17 protein-coding genes and 1 riboswitch are annotated in these 23,365 nt (G+C 38.1%); of the genes, 10 read left to right on the top strand and 7 right to left on the bottom strand.

Annotated elements, in window-relative coordinates; translation table 11 throughout:
• Positions 1-162 precede the first annotated feature (162 nt).
• A riboswitch (cobalamin riboswitch) is annotated at positions 163-348 on the top strand.
• 169 nt (positions 349-517) lie between these two features.
• The 4 genes from MHI10_RS05810 (at position 518) to MHI10_RS05795 (ending at position 4,444) form a co-directional block, all read left to right on the top strand.
• Entirely contained in the window at positions 518-1,642 is a 1,125-nt protein-coding gene (locus tag MHI10_RS05810) for an ABC transporter substrate-binding protein (protein ID WP_340783763.1), read from the top strand.
• Positions 1,643-1,665: 23 nt separating this feature from the next.
• Complete coding sequence (locus MHI10_RS05805) at positions 1,666-2,703, top strand: FecCD family ABC transporter permease (RefSeq protein WP_340783762.1); 1,038 nt, start codon at positions 1,666-1,668, stop codon at positions 2,701-2,703.
• A gap of 5 nt (positions 2,704-2,708) precedes the next feature.
• Entirely contained in the window at positions 2,709-3,470 is a 762-nt protein-coding gene (locus tag MHI10_RS05800; RefSeq protein ID WP_340783761.1) for an ABC transporter ATP-binding protein, read from the top strand.
• 314 nt (positions 3,471-3,784) lie between these two features.
• Positions 3,785-4,444 (top strand): hypothetical protein, encoded by a 660-nt coding sequence (locus MHI10_RS05795; protein ID WP_445683212.1) that lies wholly within the window; start codon positions 3,785-3,787, stop codon positions 4,442-4,444.
• Positions 4,445-4,654: 210 nt separating this feature from the next.
• On the opposite strand, the gene MHI10_RS05790 is transcribed toward MHI10_RS05795, so the two are convergent.
• From MHI10_RS05790 to rpoN, 7 genes are all read right to left on the bottom strand, one after another.
• The gene (locus MHI10_RS05790) at positions 4,655-6,634 is read right to left on the bottom strand and encodes a hydantoinase B/oxoprolinase family protein (protein ID WP_340783758.1); all 1,980 of its coding nucleotides are present in this window, start codon (positions 6,632-6,634) and stop codon (positions 4,655-4,657) included.
• 24 nt (positions 6,635-6,658) lie between these two features.
• On the bottom strand, positions 6,659-8,683 hold the full coding sequence (locus MHI10_RS05785; protein ID WP_340783757.1) for a hydantoinase/oxoprolinase family protein: 2,025 nt from the start codon (positions 8,681-8,683) through the stop codon (positions 6,659-6,661).
• A gap of 147 nt (positions 8,684-8,830) precedes the next feature.
• Positions 8,831-10,222, bottom strand: a complete 1,392-nt coding sequence (locus tag MHI10_RS05780) for an aldehyde dehydrogenase family protein (RefSeq protein ID WP_340783756.1) — start codon at positions 10,220-10,222, stop codon at positions 8,831-8,833.
• A gap of 11 nt (positions 10,223-10,233) precedes the next feature.
• On the bottom strand, positions 10,234-11,562 hold the full coding sequence (locus tag MHI10_RS05775; protein WP_340783754.1) for an aminotransferase family protein: 1,329 nt from the start codon (positions 11,560-11,562) through the stop codon (positions 10,234-10,236).
• 362 nt (positions 11,563-11,924) lie between these two features.
• Positions 11,925-13,574, bottom strand: a complete 1,650-nt coding sequence (locus MHI10_RS05770; RefSeq protein ID WP_340783752.1) for a sigma-54 interaction domain-containing protein — start codon at positions 13,572-13,574, stop codon at positions 11,925-11,927.
• A gap of 79 nt (positions 13,575-13,653) precedes the next feature.
• A complete protein-coding gene (locus tag MHI10_RS05765) occupies positions 13,654-15,069 on the bottom strand; it encodes an amino acid permease (protein ID WP_340783751.1) in 1,416 nt (471 codons plus the stop codon).
• 289 nt (positions 15,070-15,358) lie between these two features.
• Entirely contained in the window at positions 15,359-16,690 is a 1,332-nt protein-coding gene (rpoN, locus tag MHI10_RS05760) for an RNA polymerase factor sigma-54 (protein WP_340783750.1), read from the bottom strand.
• Positions 16,691-16,937: 247 nt separating this feature from the next.
• Between rpoN and MHI10_RS05755 the strand changes: the two genes are divergently transcribed.
• The 6 genes from MHI10_RS05755 to MHI10_RS05730 all read left to right on the top strand — a co-directional run bounded on the left by MHI10_RS05755 (position 16,938) and on the right by MHI10_RS05730 (position 23,222).
• On the top strand, positions 16,938-18,092 hold the full coding sequence (locus MHI10_RS05755; RefSeq protein ID WP_340783749.1) for an acyl-CoA dehydrogenase family protein: 1,155 nt from the start codon (positions 16,938-16,940) through the stop codon (positions 18,090-18,092).
• A complete protein-coding gene (locus MHI10_RS05750; RefSeq protein ID WP_340783747.1) occupies positions 18,089-19,153 on the top strand; it encodes an acyl-CoA dehydrogenase family protein in 1,065 nt (354 codons plus the stop codon). The genes MHI10_RS05755 and MHI10_RS05750 overlap by 4 nt, the downstream gene beginning before the upstream one ends.
• A gap of 11 nt (positions 19,154-19,164) precedes the next feature.
• Positions 19,165-19,974, top strand: a complete 810-nt coding sequence (locus MHI10_RS05745) for an enoyl-CoA hydratase/isomerase family protein (protein WP_340783746.1) — start codon at positions 19,165-19,167, stop codon at positions 19,972-19,974.
• 18 nt (positions 19,975-19,992) lie between these two features.
• A complete protein-coding gene (locus MHI10_RS05740) occupies positions 19,993-21,135 on the top strand; it encodes a CaiB/BaiF CoA transferase family protein (protein ID WP_340783745.1) in 1,143 nt (380 codons plus the stop codon).
• A gap of 51 nt (positions 21,136-21,186) precedes the next feature.
• Positions 21,187-21,954 carry an IclR family transcriptional regulator gene (locus MHI10_RS05735; protein ID WP_340783744.1) on the top strand — a complete coding sequence of 256 codons (768 nt, stop codon included), beginning with the start codon at positions 21,187-21,189 and terminating at the stop codon, positions 21,952-21,954.
• 377 nt (positions 21,955-22,331) lie between these two features.
• Entirely contained in the window at positions 22,332-23,222 is an 891-nt protein-coding gene (locus tag MHI10_RS05730) for a PhzF family phenazine biosynthesis isomerase (RefSeq protein ID WP_340783743.1), read from the top strand.
• The last annotated feature ends 143 nt before the right edge of the window (positions 23,223-23,365 follow it).

Below are 23,365 nucleotides of genomic sequence, written 5' to 3'. Positions count from 1 at the left end.
GATTATTCTTTAAATAAGGGGGCTAAAAAAGATAATTTTTAATTTTTTTGTTGAATATGAGAATTATGTTCTTCCATAAACGCTTTTCTCTTCCAAATAGTGATAATTTTTAATTAATCACCATTGTAAAAATGGAAATTAAATGATAAAGTTACGTTAATTTCATAATGAATGTAGTAAAGTGCTCTTATTTATTAAGAGGTAAAAGGGAAATTAGTAAAAATCTAATGCAGCCCCCGCTACTGTAATAGCTGATGAAATTACAATAAATCACTGTCAATCTGATGGGAAGATGTAAGAGTAAAATGACGCTTGAGCCAGGAAACCTGCTTTGTTACAGCAACATGACTTTTCGGTGGGAGAAGGGCGGCGACAAATATAGTTTTTGTATTTTAGTATACATTTTTTAGGATGTCTAAGCCTATTTCTAGCTCTTGCTGGAAGTAGGCTTTTTTGTTTTTTAAGGTATTTCGTGTATTAGCACTTAATATAAAACATTTTGAGGGAGAGTTATTTAGTGGGGAAATATGTAAAAACTATAGTTTACGGTTTTTTATTAACCTTTTTACTTGTAGGTTGCTCTAGTGAAGAACCTGCTGAGGTGAATGCAATTGAAGATGTGCAAGAAAAATCAAATGAGATTACTTTCACAGATACAGCAGGAAAAGAAATTACATTATCTTTACCAGTAACAAAGGCAGTTGTCATTAACCGTAATACAGCAGAAGCTATTACATTACTGGGTGCACAAGACGCGATTATCGCAACAGGTGACAATACAATTAAAAATAACGGCTATTTAGGGTTAAATGATTTACCCGATGTAGGGAAAACAGACGAACTAAATATGGAATCAATTTTATCTTTAAAACCTGAAGTTGTCTTTACATTTACAAACCGTCCAGATAATACGCTTGAGGAAAAATTAGAGCCCGTAGGAATTAAGGTGGTTCGTTTAAATAACTATTTAGCAGATCAAATGGATGAGGAACTACGTATATTAGCGAAAATTTTCGGTAAAGAAGAACGCGCTGAAGAGTATATTACGTGGAAGCAAAGTATTGAACAAATATTAGCAGAACGCACAAAAGATATTCCAACTGACCAAAAGAAATCCGTATTAGCATTATCTGCTGGTGCACTCAATACTAATGAAAAATATAATATTTATCCAACGTCAACAATTGACAGGCAAGCTGGACCAGGTGAAGGTTTTGCCACGATTTTAGCAGGGGGTATTGATCCTACGCCAGGTATTTTATGGGAGTCTACAAAGTCATCTACAACTGTAAATGTTGATGAAGAATTTGTCTTAACTGCAAATCCCGACGTCGTTACGTTACATGGTAATTTCTTTGGAGGCTATGATGCGGAGGATGCAACAAGCTATACAGAGGTATTAGACAATGTTGTTACGAATACAGCGGTTAGCCAAATGACAGCCGGAAAGAATAAAGATGTTTATATGTTCTATACGAACTTCTTCGGTTCTGATAAAGGATATATTGGTCGCTTACAATTAGGGAAATATTTATATTCAGACAAATTTGAAGACATTATTGTAGAAGATTACATTCAAGAGTATTTTGAAAATTGGTTAGGAGTTGCAGCAAATGGGATTTGGTTCCATGGTGCAAAATAGTTGGTTAAGACTAGGTGAAGTGAATGTCTAAACAAGGTAACTTGTCTTCTCCAAAATCTTGGTTTGTGCTATTTTTATTAATTATTTTATTGGCGCTTGCCGTATGCTATGCCTCGTTATCAGGCAGTGCAAATATCCCGATTAAGCAGTTAATAGGTCTTGAACCCATGACGGATGAAATCAATCGATACATAATCAAAGAAATTCGAATGCCTCGAATTCTACTAGCAATTATAACAGGCATGTCTTTAGCAGTTGCAGGGGTTGTTATGCAAGTGTTATTGAAGAATCCGTTAGCGAGTCCATTTACATTAGGGGTTTCAAGTGGTGCCTCTTTTGGGGCTGCGTTAGCCATTGTTTTAGGAACGAGTATTTTTGGAATGGATTTAGTTGCCTCTGGTAAATGGCTCATTGCATTTAATGCCTTTTTCTTTGGATGTATTTCTGTTTTTATCGTTTATGGAATTGCCACAATAAAAAATGGCTCAACGACCGTTTTATTATTAGCAGGTGTGGCGATTGGCAATTTATTCTCTGCAGGCGTTTCAGCAATGAAATACTTTTCAGATAACGAAGCATTAAAAAATTTAGTTATCTGGCTTATGGGCGGTTTTTGGGGAGCAAGCTGGGAAGTCGTTTATATACTTGTCCCCTTACTAACAATCGGCTTATTGATTTTACTTCGTTTAAGTTGGAGTTTTAATTCTCTTAATGCAGGTGATGAAGTAGCAAAGACGTTAGGTGTTAATGTAAAGGTACTAAAAATCTGCAGTTTATTACTCGTTACATTACTCGCTTCCAGCTCTATTGCTTTTGTCGGTATTATTGGATTTATTGGTTTAGTTGCGCCGCATATAGGTCGCATGCTTGTTGGTGTAGACTATCGTTTTTTAATTCCTATTTCTAGTCTACTAGGTGCTTTGATCTTACTAGTAAGTGATACTGTGGCAAGAACTATACTAGCTCCGATTGAAATCCCAGTCGGTATTATAACATCTTGTATTGGTGCGCCATTTTTCATTTATATTTTATTACAAAAGAAAAAGGATTATTGGGGGTAAAATCGGTGTTACACGTACAAGATCTATCATTCTCTGCAGGGAAAAAGCAAATTTTACATGCCTTGAACTTAACATTATCACATGGAAAATTTGTGTCAATTATTGGACCGAATGGTGCCGGAAAATCAACTTTTCTCAAATGTTTAGCAGCTGTAACTAAGCCTACATCAGGCACAATTTCAATTGACGGTGTTCTTTTAAATCACTTAAAGGGTGAGGAACGTGCAAAAAAAATTGCATACGTCCCACAACATTTTTTACAGAGTTTTCCGATGACGGTTCAAGAATACGTCATGCTTGGGCGAAAGCCGTATATTAAATGGAATGTCACAGATTTAGATCAACAAGTGGTAAATGAGATGTTACAGTATTTAAAGTTAGAAAGTTTACAACAAAATTATGTCGATGAATTGAGCGGTGGAGAACGCCAAAGGGCATCGATTGCACGTGCATTAGTACAACAGCCAATTATTTTAATGCTTGATGAACCTATATCTGCCTTAGATATTAAACATCAAATACAAGTATTAAATTCTATCAAACAATTAGCAAATGAAGATCGTTTAGTCATTGTCGTACTGCATGATCTGGAACTGGCATCTAGGTATTCAGATTATGTTGTATTAATGAATCAAGGTGAAATTTATAATGTAGGCTGTCCATCTGAAGTCATTACTGAACAAAGTTTACGTGATGTTTATGATGTGCATGCAAAAGTTCATCCAACCGATTTTGGATTATCTATTACGGTGATAGAGGCCGTTTAAAACTATGAAGGTCTTGTACTGCAAATTTTGTGGTACAAGACCTTTATGTTTGGGAGAAATAGACTTATGGAAATTGGTATTTCCAATTTACAATACTTCATTTCCACCCTTGTTTAACATGAATTCCTGCATAAAAAGATACATAATAAAAATTTTGCGATAAACTAAAGTTATCCCCTTTTTTTATAACTTTCACATTTAATAATGTCATTGAATACGCTAGTAAAAAAGCCTATTTTTTTGCAATCAACTATTCAATGAGGCTGTAAAGGAATGATGGAAAAGTGTATCCTTATTACACAAATGATTTTGTTATGAACCCACTTACCGTTTTTTACAACCAACCACACGCGCAATATACTGCACCAGTTCGGCATTTTACGACCCAACAACCGAGCTACAATCAGCAACGTTGTATAAGTCAGGCAGAGGCAGATTTTATGGCGATGAATCGGTTACTGTGGCTGGAGCATGTCAACTGGACTCGAATGACGATTATTAGCATCGTTTTCCAGTTACCCGATTTTCCATTTGTAGAGCAACGTCTTTTACAAAATGCTACCGATTTAGGCAATTGTCTTCGTCCTTTTTATGGCGACCAAATAGCAGATCATTATGCCAAACTTATTCAAGAACATTTAGTACTTGCTGCCGAGCTCGTAACAGCAGCTGCAAAAGGTGATACAGCTACAGCAGAGGCCAAAGAAAAAGCATGGTATAAAAATGCAGATGAAATTGCCTTCTTTTTAAGTAGCATCAATCCATACTTATCTAAAGAAGCTTTACAAAAAATGTTGTATAAGCATTTGGAATTAACAAAAACTGAAGCCGTGACAATGATTCAAAAAAACTACAAGGCAGATGTTGCCATTTTTGATGCAATTGAAGCGGAGGCATTGGCGATGTCGGATATGATTGCCTCAGCGATTGTCCAGCAATTTTTTTATGTATTTAAATGTCCATACATGTGTTGAAAAAGGTTTATTTTAACTTGCAATAGTTGCTTAAAACACTAAAAATGCCTCTAATCCAATCTTCCTTTTCGGATTAGAAGCATTATTTTATGTCTAGCGATTAGGTCTTGGCATAAATTTTTTCCAGATAGTCGGTCATTCGCCGTGCATCTGATAAAGATGCGCATATTTTTTTTCTAACAAAATAATTAAATCGCGACTAGGTAATTTCTATGCCCAGAAAGCTAACGAGCGCTTCTTCATTGCTTCACGATATTGCTCAGTCGAAATTGGTAATGCTTTATTCGATTTGTAATCCATGACTACTCCATATTTTCGTACGACATCCATTTGATTAATGTCGCCCTTATTGTACATTTGCTCCACCACAATCGGATCTTCCTCTAACCAAAGACGACGATTTTTACGAATAGTATCGCGTTCCAAAGCAGTTGCCTCATGATCAATTTCAAATACATCTAAATCACGATCAATTTCACAAATCACTACCCCGTAGTCAATTTTCGCACGTTCAATAGAAACATACTCATCAATGACATCTTCTAAAACGGCATTTACATCTCTCTCTAAAGGATCACCTAAACCACCGCCGCCAGCAGATGGGCGTGTAAAGGAATCTCCTTTTTTCACTTCAACATTGGAGAAAATCGTTCCTAAAAACTCCGCATCCTCTTGCTCTGGATTTAATATAGCCCCTTGAGCGATTGAAGGAAGTCCGCCCATAATGCCCCAAGTAATAGAACGAGAGCGATCACAACAATATGACATAACTGTATTGTTGATATCTGTTAAAATACCACCTTTTTCAACACCACAACCACCACGATATTTTCCCGGACCTGCAGAATCTGTAATAATTTCATGCTTCGTCGTAATGACAGGAGACAAGCGCTCTTGACCTTCACATGGTTGAACACTTAATCCTACTCCGAATACTGGTGATGTCGTATTCGCCCCGTCCCGATCAACACGGCCTCCATGACCACCAGCCATCCAGTCGTACCACATGAAGTATTCATTACTATCTTGTCGCTTATCATACCCACCAATTAGTAAATACTCTAAGTTAAATGAGCAGGCGATGGCACGTTCAGGCATAATGTTCGACCATAGTTCAAAACAGGCATTCATAATTTTCTCAAATGAACCAGAACAATAGCCTGATACAGCAACTGGACTTGGCGCATTCACTACCGAGTTTTCAGGAAGGTATGTTTTTACTACGCGATAAAAGCCTGAGTTCAATGGAATATCTGGGAAAAAGGTTTTTGTGCCTGCATATGTTCCTGATAATGCCGAACCAAATCCAGCATTTAAGAAACAGCTAATGTATGGATGGGAGCCACTTAAATCATATAAAATCTCATCATCTGAAATCGTCATTTTCACACGAATTGGGATTAATCCATCTCCTAGCAGAGGATCCATATCAATATAATCAACCGTTTCCCATTCTCCATTTGGCAATTTTGCAATTTCTGCTCTCGTTAAGCGTTCTACGTAATCTTGCACTTCGGCGAATGCTAATAACACCGTATCTACACCGTACTTTTCAATCATTTCTCTCAGTTGTTTTTCACCAACTTTAGCTGCCTCTACTTGTGAACGTAAATCGCCAATACGTTCCTCTGGAATACGCATATTCATCGTAATAATTTTAACGACATCTGTTAAATATTGCCCTTTACTATAAATACGCACCGGCGGAATACGTAAACCTTCACCGTAATGTTCTTTCGCTGTAATATCAAATGATCCTGGATTTGAACCGCCAACATCCGCCCAATGTCCATTCGTTTGCATAAGGGCAATTAGCTTATCATTATGGAATACAGGTAATACGACCCGGACATCACTAAAATGAGTCCCTCCACGATATGGATCATTTATTAAAAATACATCGCCTGGGTGGATATCACCTGCGAAATCTTCTAATACAGCTTTCGCAGTTAAATGCAGGGTCCCTACATGTACTGAAATATCTTGTGTACCTTGCATGACAGTATTTCCCTGTGCATCACATAAAGCACAGCTAAAATCACGGTTATAAATAACAAACGAATAACATGTACGTAACATTTGCTCAGCCATTTGATCCACTAAATTTACAAAGCCATTTTTTAATACTTCAAATGTTACGGGATCTAGATTTTTTATCCCATTGTGCTCTTTTAATTCTTTTGTTAGCATGGATATCTTCCCCCTTACCGTATATTAGTTTACCGAAATAATAATATTTTTATAAACATCTACTTCCGCTGTAAATCCTGGTGGAATAACTGTCGTCGTATCTAATTGGTCTATAATTGCAGGACCAATTAGTTGAGTTTTGACCGGAATCAAATCACGGTTGTATACTTTCGTGTCTATATACTCACCTTCAAAGTAAACAGGACGCGATTCTTTATAAGCCTCTTCTAACGAGCCTTCTGGTGCAAATTGCGGGAAATCTGGTTTTGGTACTGTTCCGATTGCCGTCACACGTAATCCATAAATTTCAACGACTTGTTCTTTATCAGAAAAAGCAAATTCTCTCTCATGCTCTTTATGGAATGCAACGAGTACATCTTCTAATGATGTAATTTGATTCGGAACGACAACTGCTAATGAACGCCATTGTCCCTTATAACGAAGCTCCATATAGTTCATTAATGTCGATGATTCAGCTGAAATTCCTTCTTCAACTAATAGCTCTTGTGCCTCGATTTGTAATTCATTAAATTGACTAGTTAGTTCTTCAATCGATACATCCGCAAAGTTTTTTACGAATGTTTTAGAAATATCATGTCGCACATCTACAAGTAAACAACCCATCGCTGCTGCTACCCCCGGATGTGGTGGAATAATCACTTTTGGGATATTCAATTCTTTTGCTAAATATGCACCGTGTAGAGGTCCCGCTCCTCCAAATGCTACTAGTGCGAAATCTCGTGGGTCATAGCCTCGACGTACAGAAATTAATCGAACAGCATCACACATATTGGCATTGGCAACTTGGATAATCGCATTAGCCGCATCCTCAATCTGCTGATTAAATTCATCCGCAATTTTTTTAACGGCCTGTGTCGCTGCATCTTTATCCAACTGCATCATACCGTCTAATAAATCGACCCCTAAACGTCCTAAAACTAAATTGGCATCTGAGTTAGTTGGTGCTGTTCCACCTTGACCATAGCAGGCAGGACCAGGCACTGCACCTGCACTTTGCGGACCATTACGTAAGGAACCACCTGCATCTTTCCAAGCTAAGCTTCCACCACCCGCACCAATTGTTAAGATTTCAATACTTGGGAATCCAATTGGGTAACCATATTCAATAGCCCAATCTTTGGTGATGCGAATATCGCCTTCATACATGAGGGAAATATCAGTACTCGTCCCACCCATATCAAGACCAATTGCATTTTCGAATCCACATAATTTTGCAATATGTTTACTAGCAATCGCGCCAGCCGCAATACCTGAACTTGCTAATCGTGCAGCATAACGAGGTACTGTACTCGAAGTCATAACACCCCCACCAGAGTGTAAAACTAAAATTTCTTCTTCATAGCCTTTTTTATTCATTTCTTTACTTAATTTTGCAATATAATTACTCATAATTGGTCCAAGTACCGCGTTAATAATCGTTGTACTCATACGCTCATGTTCGAAAATTTCCGGAAGTACCTCACTTGATATACATACGTATACATCAGGTAGTTCCTCTTTTAAAATTGCTTTTACTTTCGCTTCATTTTCTCCATTTACATACGAATTCAGAAAACAAACAGCAATAGATTCTGTATTACGACGCTTTAGCTTTTTTGCTAACAGACGAACTTCTTCTTCTTGGATTGCTTCTATAACTTTTCCCTCATAATCTACACGTTCAGTGACTTCAAATCGATCACGACGCTGAATATATGGTTTTGCTGTATCTTTATACGTATCCCAAATATCTTCCTTCGTACCACGACGGATTTCAGGTACATCTCGGAAGCCTTTTGTTGTGATAAGTGCAGTTTTTGGCAATTTCCGTTGAATTAAAGCATTTGTACCAACCGTTGTACCATGGGAGAAAATTTTAATATCCTTGCCGTCTAGCTGCGCCTTCTCAATCCCATTTAGAATCCCTTGTTCAGGGTTGGATGGTGTAGACGATGTTTTCGTTACAAACACTTCTCCAGTATTTTCGTTAAAAACAAATACATCTGTAAAAGTTCCACCAACATCAATTGCTAAACGAGTATGTGCCATAGAGATACCTTCTTTCATTTTTTAGTTATAAAGGATTTGTTCAGTAATAATAAAAATATGGATCAAAATAGCGTTAGAAACGTGTTATTTTGATCCATTCTTTAATTACTTCTTTATTTCAAACACATATATTTTCATATGCGCAATTTATTTTGTATTAATCGTCACAGTCTTCATTGTTGTAAAAAACTCTTTAGCAGCCTGACCTTGCTCACGGGCACCAGTACTGGAATTTTTCACTCCTCCAAATGGTGCTTGAGGCTCTGCACCACCTGTTTCATCATTTACTTGAACGAGCCCGACCTCACTACGATTGATAAAATCGAATGCTTTTTGAATGTTGCTTGTATAAATAGAAGCACTTAAGCCAAACTCGGAGTCGTTCGATAATCGAAGCGCTTCCTCATAATCTTTCACCTTTATAACGGCCAAAACTGGTCCAAAAACTTCTTCATGCGCAATCGCCATGTCATGCGTTACATTTGTGAAAACCGTTGGATCAATGAAGTACCCATCTGATTGATCTTTTGTAGGACCTCCGCCAAACACAAGTTTTGCTCCTTCTGATTTTGCTTTTTCAATCGCGGCTAAAATATTTTCATATTGCCCTTGAGATGAAACAGGTCCCATTGTAACGCCTACTTCAATCTTTTGCGCCTCGACTAGTAATTGGTCTAAAGCTTTATCATAAACAGCTTCCTCAATGTACACGCGGCTAGTGGCAGTGCAACGCTGACCTGTTTGCTTCATCGCGCCTTCAATCGTCAACTTAGTAGCTAAGTTTAAATCTGCGTCTGCCAAAATAATGGCGGCATTTTTCCCACCTAGTTCCAGTTGAATTTTCTTATTCGTATGGCCTGCTGTATTTAAAATATTTTGCCCAACACCATTCGAACCCGTGAACGTAATTGCTTTCACTTCAGGCGCTTCCAGTAAAACTTGCCCGACACTGGAGCCACGCCCTTGCACAATGTTTAATACGTTTTTCGGTAAGCCTGCTTGTTCAAATAAATCTGCAATCAGCTGGCCTGTTAATGCGGCTTCAATGGAAGGTTTCCAAACAACGGTATTGCCATATACTAATGCCGGTGCTATTTTCCATAATGGAATCGCTACTGGGAAATTCCATGGCGTAATCGCTGCGACAACACCAAGTGGAACGCGCGTAGAGTACAATATTTTCATCTCACTGGCAGAAGGTAATACTTCACCCGTTGCGCGCATTCCTTCTTGTGCGAAATAACGTAAAATGGAGGCACCGCGTTTCACTTCGCCGATCATTTCATTTTTTGTTTTCCCCATTTCACGCGTTGCTGTTTCAGCTACTGTATCGATATTTTGTTCCAGTAAATCCGCCGTCACACGTAATATTTCTCCACGCGTAACAGAGGATGTATTTTTCCAATTTTCAAAAGCATCATGTGCACCTGCAACAATTGCCTTCGTCTCATCAATTGTAATCATTTCAACCTGACCAACACATTCAGATAATTTCGCTGGATTAAATTGATCTCGAATTGCTCTCGTAATAATTGCCATAAAACCCCTCCTTATATTTTCTCTACAATTGTTTTACGCACGTATTCAAATGTTTCATCTAAAATACGTAACATTTCATCCAATTCGGCTTTCGATAAAATTAAAGGTGGCGAGAAGACAACCGTATCTTGATCATACGTAACCGTTCGTAAAATTAAACCGCGCTTCATCGTTTCCTGTACGAAAATAGGGCTTAAAGGTGTTTCGAATAATTCGCCTGTTTCACGGCTTTTTACTAATTCCATCGCGCCGAGTAAACCAATTGTACGAACACAACCTATAAAGTCATATTTCGCTTGAAGCGCTCTAAAACCTTCCAATAACGCCTCACCCATCTTCGCAGCGTTTTCTACAAGGTTTTCACGCTCGATAATTTCAATATTTTTTAGCCCGACCTGGCAAGCAAGTGCATGACCACTGTACGTATAACCGTGCATTAATGTACCTTTTGATAATTGACAGTAGTCTTGATGGATTTTTTCCGAGATAACTACCCCACCAAGCTGTGCATAACCGCTCGATACCCCTTTAGCAAACGTCATCATATCCGGCACAACCCCATAATGCTCCATACCGAAAAATTTACCTGTACGACCAAAGCCTGTAATGACTTCATCTGCAATGAATAAAATTCCATATTCATCACAAATTTCGCGCACTTCTTCAAAATAGCCTTGTTGTGGAATGTTCACACCACCAGCACCTTGAATTGGCTCCGACACAAAGGCTGCTACTGTTTCTGGGCCTAGCGCTTCAATCGTTTCACGTAAATTGCGCGCGGATTGATTGTAGACATAATGGAAATCAGGTGCATGCGAGTTTGTAAAATCACGGAACGCTTGTAAACCTGTCGCACTTGTAGCACCCATTGCAACACCGTGGTAAGATTGCGTACGTGAAATAATTTTTTGGCGCTGCGGTTGCCCTTTTAGTAACCAATAATGACGTGCCAATTTAATCGCTGTATCGTTTGATTCTGAACCACCCGAAGTGAAAAATACTGTATTTAAATCGCCAGGAGCTATTGAAGCAATTTTCGTTGCTAGACGAATTGCTGGTTCATTACTAAATGTTGCAAAACATGAACTGAATGCTAATTTCGCCATTTGCTCTTTCGCAACTTCAGCAATTTCTTCACGACCATGGCCGACATTTACATTCCATAAAGAAGACATACCATCAATATATGTATTGCCTTCTAAGTCTTTTAAATAAATTCCTTTACCCTCTGTGAAAATCGCAGAAGGTCCTTGTGTTTGTTGCTGTTCAATGGATGTAGTTGGATGTAGAAAATGCTTCTGATCTAATACCTTTAGCTCTTCTTTTAGTTTAATTGTCATCAATACCAACCTCTTTCCCTTAATAGTTGTATACACTTTATTAAGTAGCAATTTCCGTGCCAACTGTTAAAGTAAGTAGAAAAAGTTTTTGCGAGGCAGAGAAAACATTGTTTGGCTTGTTACTGCATTAATTCGGCTAGTTTTCGATGTATTTTGGCGAGGTAAGCTTGAAAAGTGGCTAGTTTATGGAAAGGTTTGGCTAGATATTGCGGAAACAGGGAAAATCTATTGAAAAATTCGCCGCCTCCCATGGTAAGCGGCGTAATAAATCCATATGGTCAGGAGTCCAAATTTTTATTACATAACACCCGTTTCATTTCCGCAACCTTCATGCACAAACGCAAAACCGATGCAAAACCGCATCACTGTTCCTCGTATGTAACGTGGCGTGTTAATTGATACTTTTGTATTTTTCGTACTAATGTCGATTGATTGCACCCTAACGTTTTAGCTGCTTGGCGTATACTTGCATGTTCGGATAAGGCTTGTTTAATTAATAACTTTTCAAACCCTTCTACTTGTTCCTTTAACGAACCACTTAAATGAGGTGCCTCCATTTGTTCACGGATAGGATTTTCAAAACGGTTTGGTTCAGTATGTCGCACCATAATAGGGCTTCCATCTAACTCTTCTTGTACTGTATTTATTGTAATTTCAGGTTGAGTCGCTAATAAACACATGCGTTCTACCGTATTTTTTAACTGACGGACATTCCCTGGCCAGTCATATGCTTCTAATATTTTTAGTGCAGACGATTCAATTTTCCGATAGACGCCGTACTTTTCTTCCATTAAAGCTAAAAAATGATTGACCATTGGAATAATATCTTCGCGTCGTTGCCTTAATGAAGGAATTTCGATTGGAATAATATTTAAACGATAATATAAATCCTCTCGAAAGCTACCTTGTCTAACCATTTCGGCTAAATTTCGATTCGTCGCTGCAATAATGCGTACATCGATTGTAATCGGCTTGCCACTCCCAATACGTTGCACTTCGGATTCTTGTAGTACACGCAATAATTTCGCCTGCATAAGTAGGGGCATCTCACCAATCTCATCTAAAAAAACAGTGCCTCCCGATGCGATTTCAAATAACCCTGCTTTCCCACCTTTAACCGCTCCTGTAAACGCCCCTGCCTCATAGCCAAAAAGCTCTGACTCTAATAATGTCTCTGGAATCGCACTACAGTTAATCGTTAATATTTGCTTATGGCTACGTCTGCTATATGCATGAATCAGCTTCGTAATTTCTTCTTTCCCCACACCCGATTCGCCACCAATCAACACAGTAGAATCTACTTCTGCCACTCTCATAACACGCGCAACAACTTGTCTCATAGCAGGAGATACGGCGATTAAATTACTTTTGATCGTCCCCTCATTTTGTAATGTTTGCAATTTAATTTTAAAATTTTCATTTTGAACTTCTAATTTCTTCACTTCTTTTTCTAAGCTTTTTAGTTGTGTCATATCACGTGTAATCGCTACAATATATTGCAACTCACCGTCTTCATCAAAAATGGGATTTCCCGAAACTAACAAGCATTTTTCATTAATATATGTTTGCAAAATTGTTACCTTTTCTTGTGATTCAATTACTTTCATTGAGATGGAATCACTCATCAAACCTTCTTTTATAACATCTTTTGCATATCTCCCCATTAAGTTCATGCCGACAATTTCAATATCGTTGTCATTTTGAAATAAGATTTTGCTCTGCCTGTCACAAATTGTAATGCCATCTGAAATGGAGTTTAATACTTTTGATGATAAGGGGTTCATAAAGTCAAGATCACTAAATTGCTTCATAGATCTTACATAAAATAAGTCTCCCTGCGCCGATTCTAGTACATGGACAAAATGCCCGCTAATCTTAAACGTTTCCTGACCATTGCTATATTCGTTGACAATTTTTTCGATTAGCTCTGTTGATATATCGCTTTTTGCAATGATTTCTTGATTGTTCACAACAAAGAAATGTTCCTCTTTATCTATTACTTCTGTCGACATATAAGGTCACACCCTTTCCACACTTAAATCCCCTTAGATAATTGACTATCTAAGGGGATTCATCGTAATATTTAAATTTCTACTCGGATGCTAGTTTTTCCTCTATTTGCTCTGTTTCTTCTGAAGTTAACTTGCCGAGAATAAAGAATAACAAAATTGAACCGACAACAACAATTGAACTTAAATAAAATTGCGTGCGTAAAGATTCAATGAGCGCTTGGCAGAAATAAACGATTACTAACATACCGATTGTTACATACGATAAGCTCGGGAATAACCACATTTTGATCGCTAATGGCTCATTCGTTTGTAAATCATAAGCGCGGCGGAATCGAATTTGCGAAATGGCGATGAAAATATAAACAACGATCATTAAGCCCCCTACGCAGTTCCCTAAAAAGTAGAAAATGACTTCAGGTGAGACAAAATAGAGTAATGAACAAATATATGCCACTACTGTACTACCAAGGATTGCCTGAACTGGTGCTCCGCGTCGATTTTTAATTTGCGAGAAAATCTTCGGTGCATTGCCTTGGCGAGACATTTCGAGCAACATACGCGAGCTCGTATAAAGTGCCGAGTTTAACACGGAGATAAGTGATACAAAAATGACGATTTGAATAATTTGAGCCGCAATTGGTAGCCCTGCCATCGATAAAATATTCGCATACGGCGCCGCTAGCATTGCTGAATCATTCCACGGTAAAATCATGATCATAATCGCTACCGAACCAACAAAGAATAGCCCTAGTCGAAATACGACATTCCGAATCGCACGAACGATATTTTTCGCTGGATTTTCAGATTCCGCTGCTGCAATCGCCGCAACTTCAGCACCACAAATAGAGAAGATAACGAATACAATTGCTGTAAATATCGGTACAATACCGTTTGGCGCAAAACCACCGAAATCTGTTAAAATACCAAATCCTTTTGGCTCATAGTTTGGCCAAATCCCTAAAATCATAGCTGCACCAACAACTAAAAATACAATAATTGCTGTCACTTTAATAAATGAAATCCAATATTCAAATTCACCGAATGATTTGACAGAGTAAATATTAATAATCGTCATTAAAAGTGTAATGCCTACACCACCAACCCAAACTGGGATGAATGGGAACCAATTATGCAACATGCAACCAATAAGGGCTGCTTCTAAGCCTACGATAAATACCCAACTCGCCCAATATAACCAACCTACTGTAAACCCCGCCCATGGACCGATGTATTTTTCTGCATACGAAGCAAATGAACCTAGGTCAGCTGATTTGCCGGATTTTTGTCCTAAAGCCATTTCCCCCGATGCCATTTCTCCAACCATTTGCATGATTAAAACGATGAGTAGACAAGCAATCGCATAAGATACAACTGCTGCTGGACCCGTACTTAAAATATTTTTCCCCGTACCAACAAAGAGCCCTGTACCAATAACTCCTCCAATAGAAATCATCGTAATATGCCGCGTTTTTAGTGATTTTTGCAAAGTTCCCATTCAACCACTCCTTCAAGTTTTGATTATTGACATTACTTGCCCCTTCCAAATCAATTGTGCATCAGCGGTATTGTATCTAGATTTTCGAGTACGTTCGAAAAGATAACCGAAAAAATCTATACTTTCACTATTTAATCAAGCAAGTTTAATGCCAAAATCAACTTCGGGTGATGGAAGTGTGAAAATTCAGTCTTCTATACTTTCAGCTATACTCTCTCTTGAATGGGTAAGTATGAGTTATTGCATTTTCGATTCAAAATTGCATCACTACTATAATTATTGCATCATATTAGCCGTAAGCTCGATTAAATGAACTAACAATATTCAATTCTTCTCGATACTTTGCTACGGTACGTCTTGAAATTTGAATGCCTTCTGCGCATAAAATGTTTGTAAGTTGCTGATCTGCTAATGGTTTTTGTTTGTCTTCCGCTTCAATCAGTTGTTTTAATCGCTTTTTAATATGCATGATGGAATCGATTTTACCAGAAGTATTCATTAAGCCTTTTGTAAATAATGATTGTAAAGCATAAACCCCATGAGGTACTTGTACAAACTTGCCACGTATCGCACGGCTAACCGTTGATTCATGAACGCCTAGTACATCTGCAATATCTTTTAAACGCATCGGCTTTATTGCCTCCAACCCCGATGTAAAAAAGGCTTGTTGTAGCTGGATTAACCATCTTGCTAATCCGTAAAGTGTTTTATCCCGTTGTTCGATTCCTTGGAGTAACACAAGCGCATCGTTCATTGATTGTTGGTAATACCCTTTATAAGCTGGATCATTTTTCAGCAACGCCACATAGTCCTCATCAATTGAAACAGCAGGTAAATAGTGACGATTTAATTTTACAATCCACTCACCACTCACTTCTTTTATTTCGATATCAGGAATTACATACGGAGTCGCTTCAAATACTTCCCCTTGTATCATAGGCTTTAAATTTTTAATATATTGAACTGTTTGCTTCACTTCTTGTATAGGCATCTTATATTTTTTACTAAGCTGTTTGATTGCCTGTGTGGCAACTAGCTCTAAATCCGACTGAATAAATTGTGCCGCCAGTTTAGGTGCAAACAAATCAAGATCGATTTGAATGAGTAAGTATTCTTTATAACTACGTGCCCCTACCCCCACTGGTTCAAACGTTTGCAGTAAATCCACTATGACCTCTACATGTGAAAAAGTCGTATTAAATTTTTCTACTACGACTTCTAAAGGAACATCTAAAAATAAGCGGTGATCTAATGATTGAATTAAAAACGTTAAAATTTTTAAATCCACTGCAGATAAATTTTCATGCATCGGCACTTGTTCAAATAAATACCGCTCGTAACTTTCTTTTTCAGCGAGCCTCATCTCAATCATGTTGAATTCACCATTTTTTGATGCTGAATATTGTGATGAAAAAGTATTGAAATCATAATTTGCTAGTTTCATTATTTCATCATACTGGCTTTTCGCTTCTGCATCCGTCACGACTAATAAAGGATTTTCATTTGCCTTTTCATAAATATATTGTTCTAACTCATTAATGGAATATTGTAGTATATCTAAATGCTGTACAAGTTGCGCTGTCAGTATTTGTGTTACTTTTTGTGTAGTTTTAAGTGTCATTTGCATAACCCCCACCCCCAAGACTGAATTTTCTACATAATAACACTTTTATTCTATTAGTTACCAATTTTTATTTAAATGTCCTATATTTAAGTTCTTCTACCCTATTTTCTTTCATCTGTCTAATCTTAAATATCTAAATATCTAAATATTCAAAAAACAATTGACTTATTATGGAACATCCATTTAAAATACACATATAGAGTAATCGTTACCACAATACGGTAAAACTTAGGGAGGTTCATTTATGGTTCAATTACCAACTGTGCAATTTACTAAAGAGCAGGAACAATTTCGTTTAGAAGTTCGGGCGTTTCTACAAGAGGAAATCGCAAAAGGTACGTTCATACCGAAATGCGATTCATGGTTAAGCGGGGATGATTCTTCATTTTCTAGACTAATCGGGCAAAAAGGGTGGATCGGTATCACTTGGCCTAAAAAATATGGTGGGCAAGAACGCAGTACAATCGACCGGTACATTTTAACGGAGGAATTTTTAGCGAGTGGTGCACCTGTTGCAGCACATTGGTTTGCGGATCGACAAACGGGCCCCCTTCTTTTACGTTACGGAACAGAAGAACAGCGTGAATTTTTCTTACCGAAAATTATTAAAGGCGAATGCTATTTTGGAATTGGCTTAAGTGAACCAAATAGCGGCTCCGACCTAGCCTCAGTTAGTACACGCGCTGAAAAAGTGGAAGGTGGCTGGCTTGTAAATGGACAAAAAATATGGACGAGTAACGCGCATATTTGTGACTATATGGTTACTTTAGTGCGCACTAGTCCATTCGATGGGAAAAACAAACATGCAGGACTTAGTCAGCTCATTGTCGATTTACATGCAGATGGAATAACGATTGTGCCAATTAAATTTTTAACAGGCGAATCTCATTACAACGAAGTGTTTTTTGACAACGTATTTGTACCTGACAATAGGGTTGTCGGGGAAATTGGGAACGGTTGGGCTCAAGGACTAGCAGAACTTGCTTATGAGCGCAGTGGTCCAGAACGTATTTTAAGTACATTCCCATTAATTGATGAACTCATTCAAGAACTGAAGCGCCAAAACAATACGGAAGGCTTAAAACAAGCTTCTAAAATTGTCGCACGTTTATGGGGATTACGTAATCTTTCAATCGGAGTCGCACAGTTACTCGAATCTGGTGACGGCGAAAATGTGGCCATTCCTGCTGCTCTTGTTAAAGCATTTGGCACGAAATTTGAGCAAAGCATACCTGAAATTACACGCCTATTAGTGCAAACGTATCCAACATTAGATGCCAAGCGCAAAATTGACCGCCTTATGGCCGAATCCATTTTACATGCGCCAGGCTTTACAATTCGTGGTGGAACTTCAGAAGTACTATACGGTGTTGTAGCGAAAGGGGTTGTAACGCAATGAGTGAAATGAAAGATATGATTTTAGATGTTGTAGAACGTATGTTAAAGGAAAACGTGGATAAAGATTTAGTCGATATAATCGAGCAAGGTAAATGGGCATCTGATTTGTGGCGTCTATTAGAAGAGAATGGCATGAATGTCGTTGCTATATCTGAAGATAACGGTGGTGCAGGTGGGGATTTAGAAGATTTACTCAATATCGTTCGGTTAACAGGAAAGTATGCTGCACCCGTTCCTTTTATCGAAACGACATTAGCGAATTATTTATTGGAACAAACAAACTTACAAGTGGTGGACGGTTTAGCGACGTATATGCTCGCTACGAATCAAGCTTTTGTATTAGAAGATGGCAAATTAACAGGTGAAGCGGTTCATATTCCTTGGGCGCGCCATACAAAGCATTTCGTAACACTTGCCAACAGCGCAGATGGCATTCATTTAGTAGAAATCGATTTGAGCCATGCAAAAATTATTCCTGGTACGAACTTAGCAAGCGAACCTCGTGATACCGTAACATTCGATCATGCGCTCGTTTCACAAGTATCTGCTGCATTATCTTTTGATGAAATCAGTGCGATGACAACGCTTGAGACAGCCTTCCAATTAGCATTAATGACAGGGGCAATCGATAAAATAAACGAGTTAACCGTTCAATATACGAAAGAACGTGAACAGTTCGGACGTCCGATTCATCGCTTCCAACTCGTTCAGCAACATATTGTGAATTTAGCAGGAGAAACGGCAATTGCTTTAGCCGCTTTTAATAATATTACAGATGCGCTTCTGAACAATCGTCAAAATAATGAAGTCGCTTATGCGCGCATCCGTTTCGAAGAGTCCATTCAAGCAGTAGCAACGATTTCACATCAAGTGCATGCAGCAATTGGTACAACACATGAACATGCTCTGCATCAATATACACGTAGGCTTTGGGCATGGCGCGATGAAGGTGCGAACGCTTCCTATTGGGCGGATGTTGTGGCAACGCAGCTTTTAGAAAATAGCGGCGATAGTCTATGGAATTACTTAACGGATACTAAACAAACGGCAATCAAATTATAGGGGGAATCTCAATGGCTGATTTACTATTTGAAGTGAAAGATCATATTGCAACAATTACGTTAAACCGACCTGAAGCGTATAATGCGTTCAGTGAAGAAATGATTTCTGAGTGGATCAAAGCATTAGAAACGGTTCGTGATTCAGATGATATTCGAGTCGTGATTGTTAAAGGTAATGGCAAATCATTTTGTGCAGGTGGCGATATTAAGGCAATGCAAGCAGGTGAAGGTTTCTTCAAAAGTGAAGATGACATCACTTCTACTGGCCTAGCACGAAAAAATTCCCTTTGGAAAAAGATTCAGCGTATTCCCCTTCTTCTCGAGGAAATTGATAAGCCTGTTATTGCGCAAGTTCACGGCTTTGCAATGGGTGCGGGTCTTGATATGGCGTTAATGTGTGATATTCGGATTACTGCTAAGTCAACGAAAATTTCAGAAAGCTATATTAACGTGGCAATCGTTCCTGGTGACGGTGGCGCATACTATTTACCAAAATTAATTGGGATTGACCAAGCATTAGATATGTTCTGGACTGCTCGTGTCTTAACGGCTGATGAAGCGAAAGAAAAAGGTGTCGTAACGTTTGTTGTAGAAGATGATGAGCTAGAGGCATACACATACAATTATGCAAAAGATTTAGCAAGCCGCCCTGCAACGACATTACAATTTATTAAACGCGCGGTTTACCAAAGTCAAAAGATGGATTTACGTTCTGCCCTTGACTATATTTCCTCTCAAATGGCCATTGTAACCGAGTTAGATGATTTCAAAGAAGGCGTTAGTGCAGTCGTAGAAAAACGCAAACCTACTTATAATAGATGAGCTAAAGGAGGAACCAAAATGCAACCTCTTGAAAATATTCGTGTATTAGATTTATCGCGTGTTTATGCTGCCCCTGCTGGCTCCATGATGCTGGCAGATTTAGGCGCTGAAGTCATTCGCGTAGAACATCCAGACGGCTCAGATAGCATGCGTGACTGGGGACCATTTTTAAATGAGCAAAGCACGTATTACTTATGTGCAAATCGCAATAAAAAATCGATCACATTAAATTTAAAAACGACAGCAGGCCAAGAGCAATTTAAAGAGCTTGTTAAAGATGCCGATATCGTACTTGAAAACTTTAAAACCGGTGATATGGCGCGCATGGGGCTCAGTTATGAGGAGTTAAAAAAAGTAAATCCTCGCATTATTCATTGCGCGGTAACGGGTTTTGGTCAAACAGGTCCACTTGCTTATGAACCAGGCTTTGACCCTGTTATTCAAGCAATGAGTGGTTTGATGAGTGTTACTGGAGCATCTGATGGAGAAGCAACAAAAGTCGGTGTCCCGATTGCAGATATTTTAACTTCGAACTATGTTGTCATTAGTATTTTAGCAGCACTTCGCATGCGCGACCAAACACATGAGGGTCAATTTATTGATTTATCTTTACTTGATGTTCAAATGAGCAGTTTAGCTAATGTGGCAAGTGCTTATTTAAATACAGGCTTTTCTTCCGAGCGTTTAGGAAATCGCCATAATAACGTAGCGCCTTATCAAGTATTTGACTGTGCAGATGGTCCATTAATGATTTGTGCGGGAACAGATGGACAATTCCAAAAGCTTTGCATGATATTGGACCGTAAAGAATGGGCCAATGATGCGCGATTTGTAACAAATACATTGCGTAAACAACATGAAGCTGAGCTTGTTAAAATGATTACGGAATTAACAATAAAGAAAACACGAGATGAATGGATTGCCTTATTACAGCAATACAAAATTCCGGGTGGGCGTGTCAATACAATTGCTGAAGCGCTTGAACAGCCTCAAATACTGGCACGTGAGATGATTGGTGAGTTAGAGCACGAACTGTATGGAAAAGTGAAGTTTGTCAAAAATCCGTTGCAGTTTTCTAGCTTAAATATTCAATACAATTTAGCCCCTCCTACTTTAGGAGAACATACAGAAACTTTCCAAAAATCCACTCTTTCAAAATAAAAGTGCGATATACTATAGTATAGGTAATTTATCATTTGAGTAGGTGACGTAATGAATCTAGAGACTTTCGAAAAAAACTACACCATGTCGTCGCTGCACAAAGCGATCAAAGTTTTAAAAGCATTTACAAAAGATGAGCCCAACCTTTCTTTAACGGAGCTAAGTAAAAAGACTGGGATTGGTATTTCTAGTTTACAACGCTTCGTTTCCACCTTTGTGTATGAAGGTTTTCTGCATAAGGATGAGCTTACGAAACGCTATCAATTAGGACATTCATTGCTGTACTTAGGTAACTTAGTTAAGCAAGAATCGAGTTTAATTATTGTCGCTGAACCTTTATTAAAAAAGCTAAACGAAGAAATGGGCGAAAGTGTTTCCATGAGTATTATCGATGGATGGGAAAGACGCTGCATTTTAAACTATGATTCAACCCATCCACTATCTACGAAAATGTTTGTTGGAGATACTTCCCCTCTTTATGCAGGTGCATCTTCTAAAACATTGCTCGCATTTATGCCACATCTTGAAGAGTATTTAGAAAATATCGTGCTTGAACCCATTACAGATCAGACAATCCTTTCAAAAGACTTGCTAGTTACGGAATTACATCAAATTCGTTCCCTACGCTACGCCAAAAGTAGCGGCGAACGTGTGCGCGGAGCATGCTCTGTCACAGCGCCTATTTTAAATGCTTCTCATCAAATTATCGCTTCGGTGACAATCCTCATTCCAGAGGTACGATATGCCGATTATGATGAACAGCTATTAATAAATAGAATTAAAACCACAGCATCAGAAATTGAAAAACAATTGTACTGAATAAAAACGATTTACTGTTATTTAGAATAGGGCTTCTAATCTAAGTGTGTTAGATTAGAAGCTTTTTTAGTGTAAATGATTTTTTTCTTCCCTTCTGCTCCTACAACTCCATCTACTTCAATAGTATTTCCCACCGTAACTAGCCAACTTTTTCCGTAAACTCGCCATTAACCCGTTAAAACTAGCCACTTTTCAAGCGTTACTCGCCAAAATACATCGTAAACTAGCCGAAATAATGCAGTAACTAGCCAAACCACGTTTTACTAGCCGATTTCACTCCCCCTCAAAATGAATAGTGTCACACTTTATAATTTACGCTACAATAATAATGATAATTTTCTTTATATTGGAGATTACGATTTAAGGAGGTACATATTTTGGTAAAAGTAAATATAAAACATATTGATGCGTTTAGTTCCACTCCTGAGAAAGGGAATCCAGCTGGTGTCGTATTGAATGGCGAGGATTATACAGAAAAACAAATGCTCGCTATTGCTGCAGCAGTTGGATTTAATGAAACCGCTTTTGTTGTGCCTTCGAATGTTGCAGATTTTCACATTCGTTATTTTACACCTGGACATGAGAATAATTTATGCGGTCATGCGACAATGGGAACGGTTTATGCGCTAAAAATGAATGGATTATTAGAAAAATCAACTTTTACAATTGAAACAAAGGCAGGTATATTGCCGATACAAATTCGCGAAGAAAATAATCAAATCCTTATAACGATGCAACATGCAAAACCACAATTTCAATCATTTGGCGGTTCAAAGTCTGATTTAGCAGCTTCCATTGGATTACGAGAAGAAGATTTACATTCAGAATATCCAATTGTTTATGGGAGTACAGGCATTTGGACTTTAATTATTCCAGTGAAAGAATTATCAAGCTTTTCAAAAATGACTCCTAATACTAAAGAATTTCCGAAGGTTTTATTAGAGATGCCAGAAGCTTCTGTACACCCTATTTGTTTTGAAGTGCGTGATCATGGAAACGACATGCATGCGCGTCACTTTTCATCTCCTCATTCAGGAACTATTGAAGATGCCATTACTGGAACAGCTTCAGGCGTGATGGGAGCATATTATAAAAAGTATGTAAATCAATATATTAATTTACCTACGACACTTATTGTTGAGCAAGGACATGAAATCAATAAAGATGGACAGGTATATGTACATGTAAATGAAGAAAATGAACAACTAGACATTTCTATTTCAGGTACAGCTGTTTTTGTGAAAAATATTGAGATTGAAATAGAATAATCCTGTTTAACTTGAAGGAGCCTCTCTACAATATTATGTAGAGAGGCTCTAACTTCTAACTTTTTAAATCGAATAGTAATCTCGGCCCCTCAATTCCCTCTCTTTCCAAGTTTCGCTTATAATTTATCTTTTCATTCTAAACA

The organism is Solibacillus sp. FSL K6-1523 (assembly GCF_038005225.1).
Classification (GTDB): domain Bacteria; phylum Bacillota; class Bacilli; order Bacillales_A; family Planococcaceae; genus Solibacillus.
This window is presented reverse-complemented; position numbering and strand designations above follow the sequence as displayed.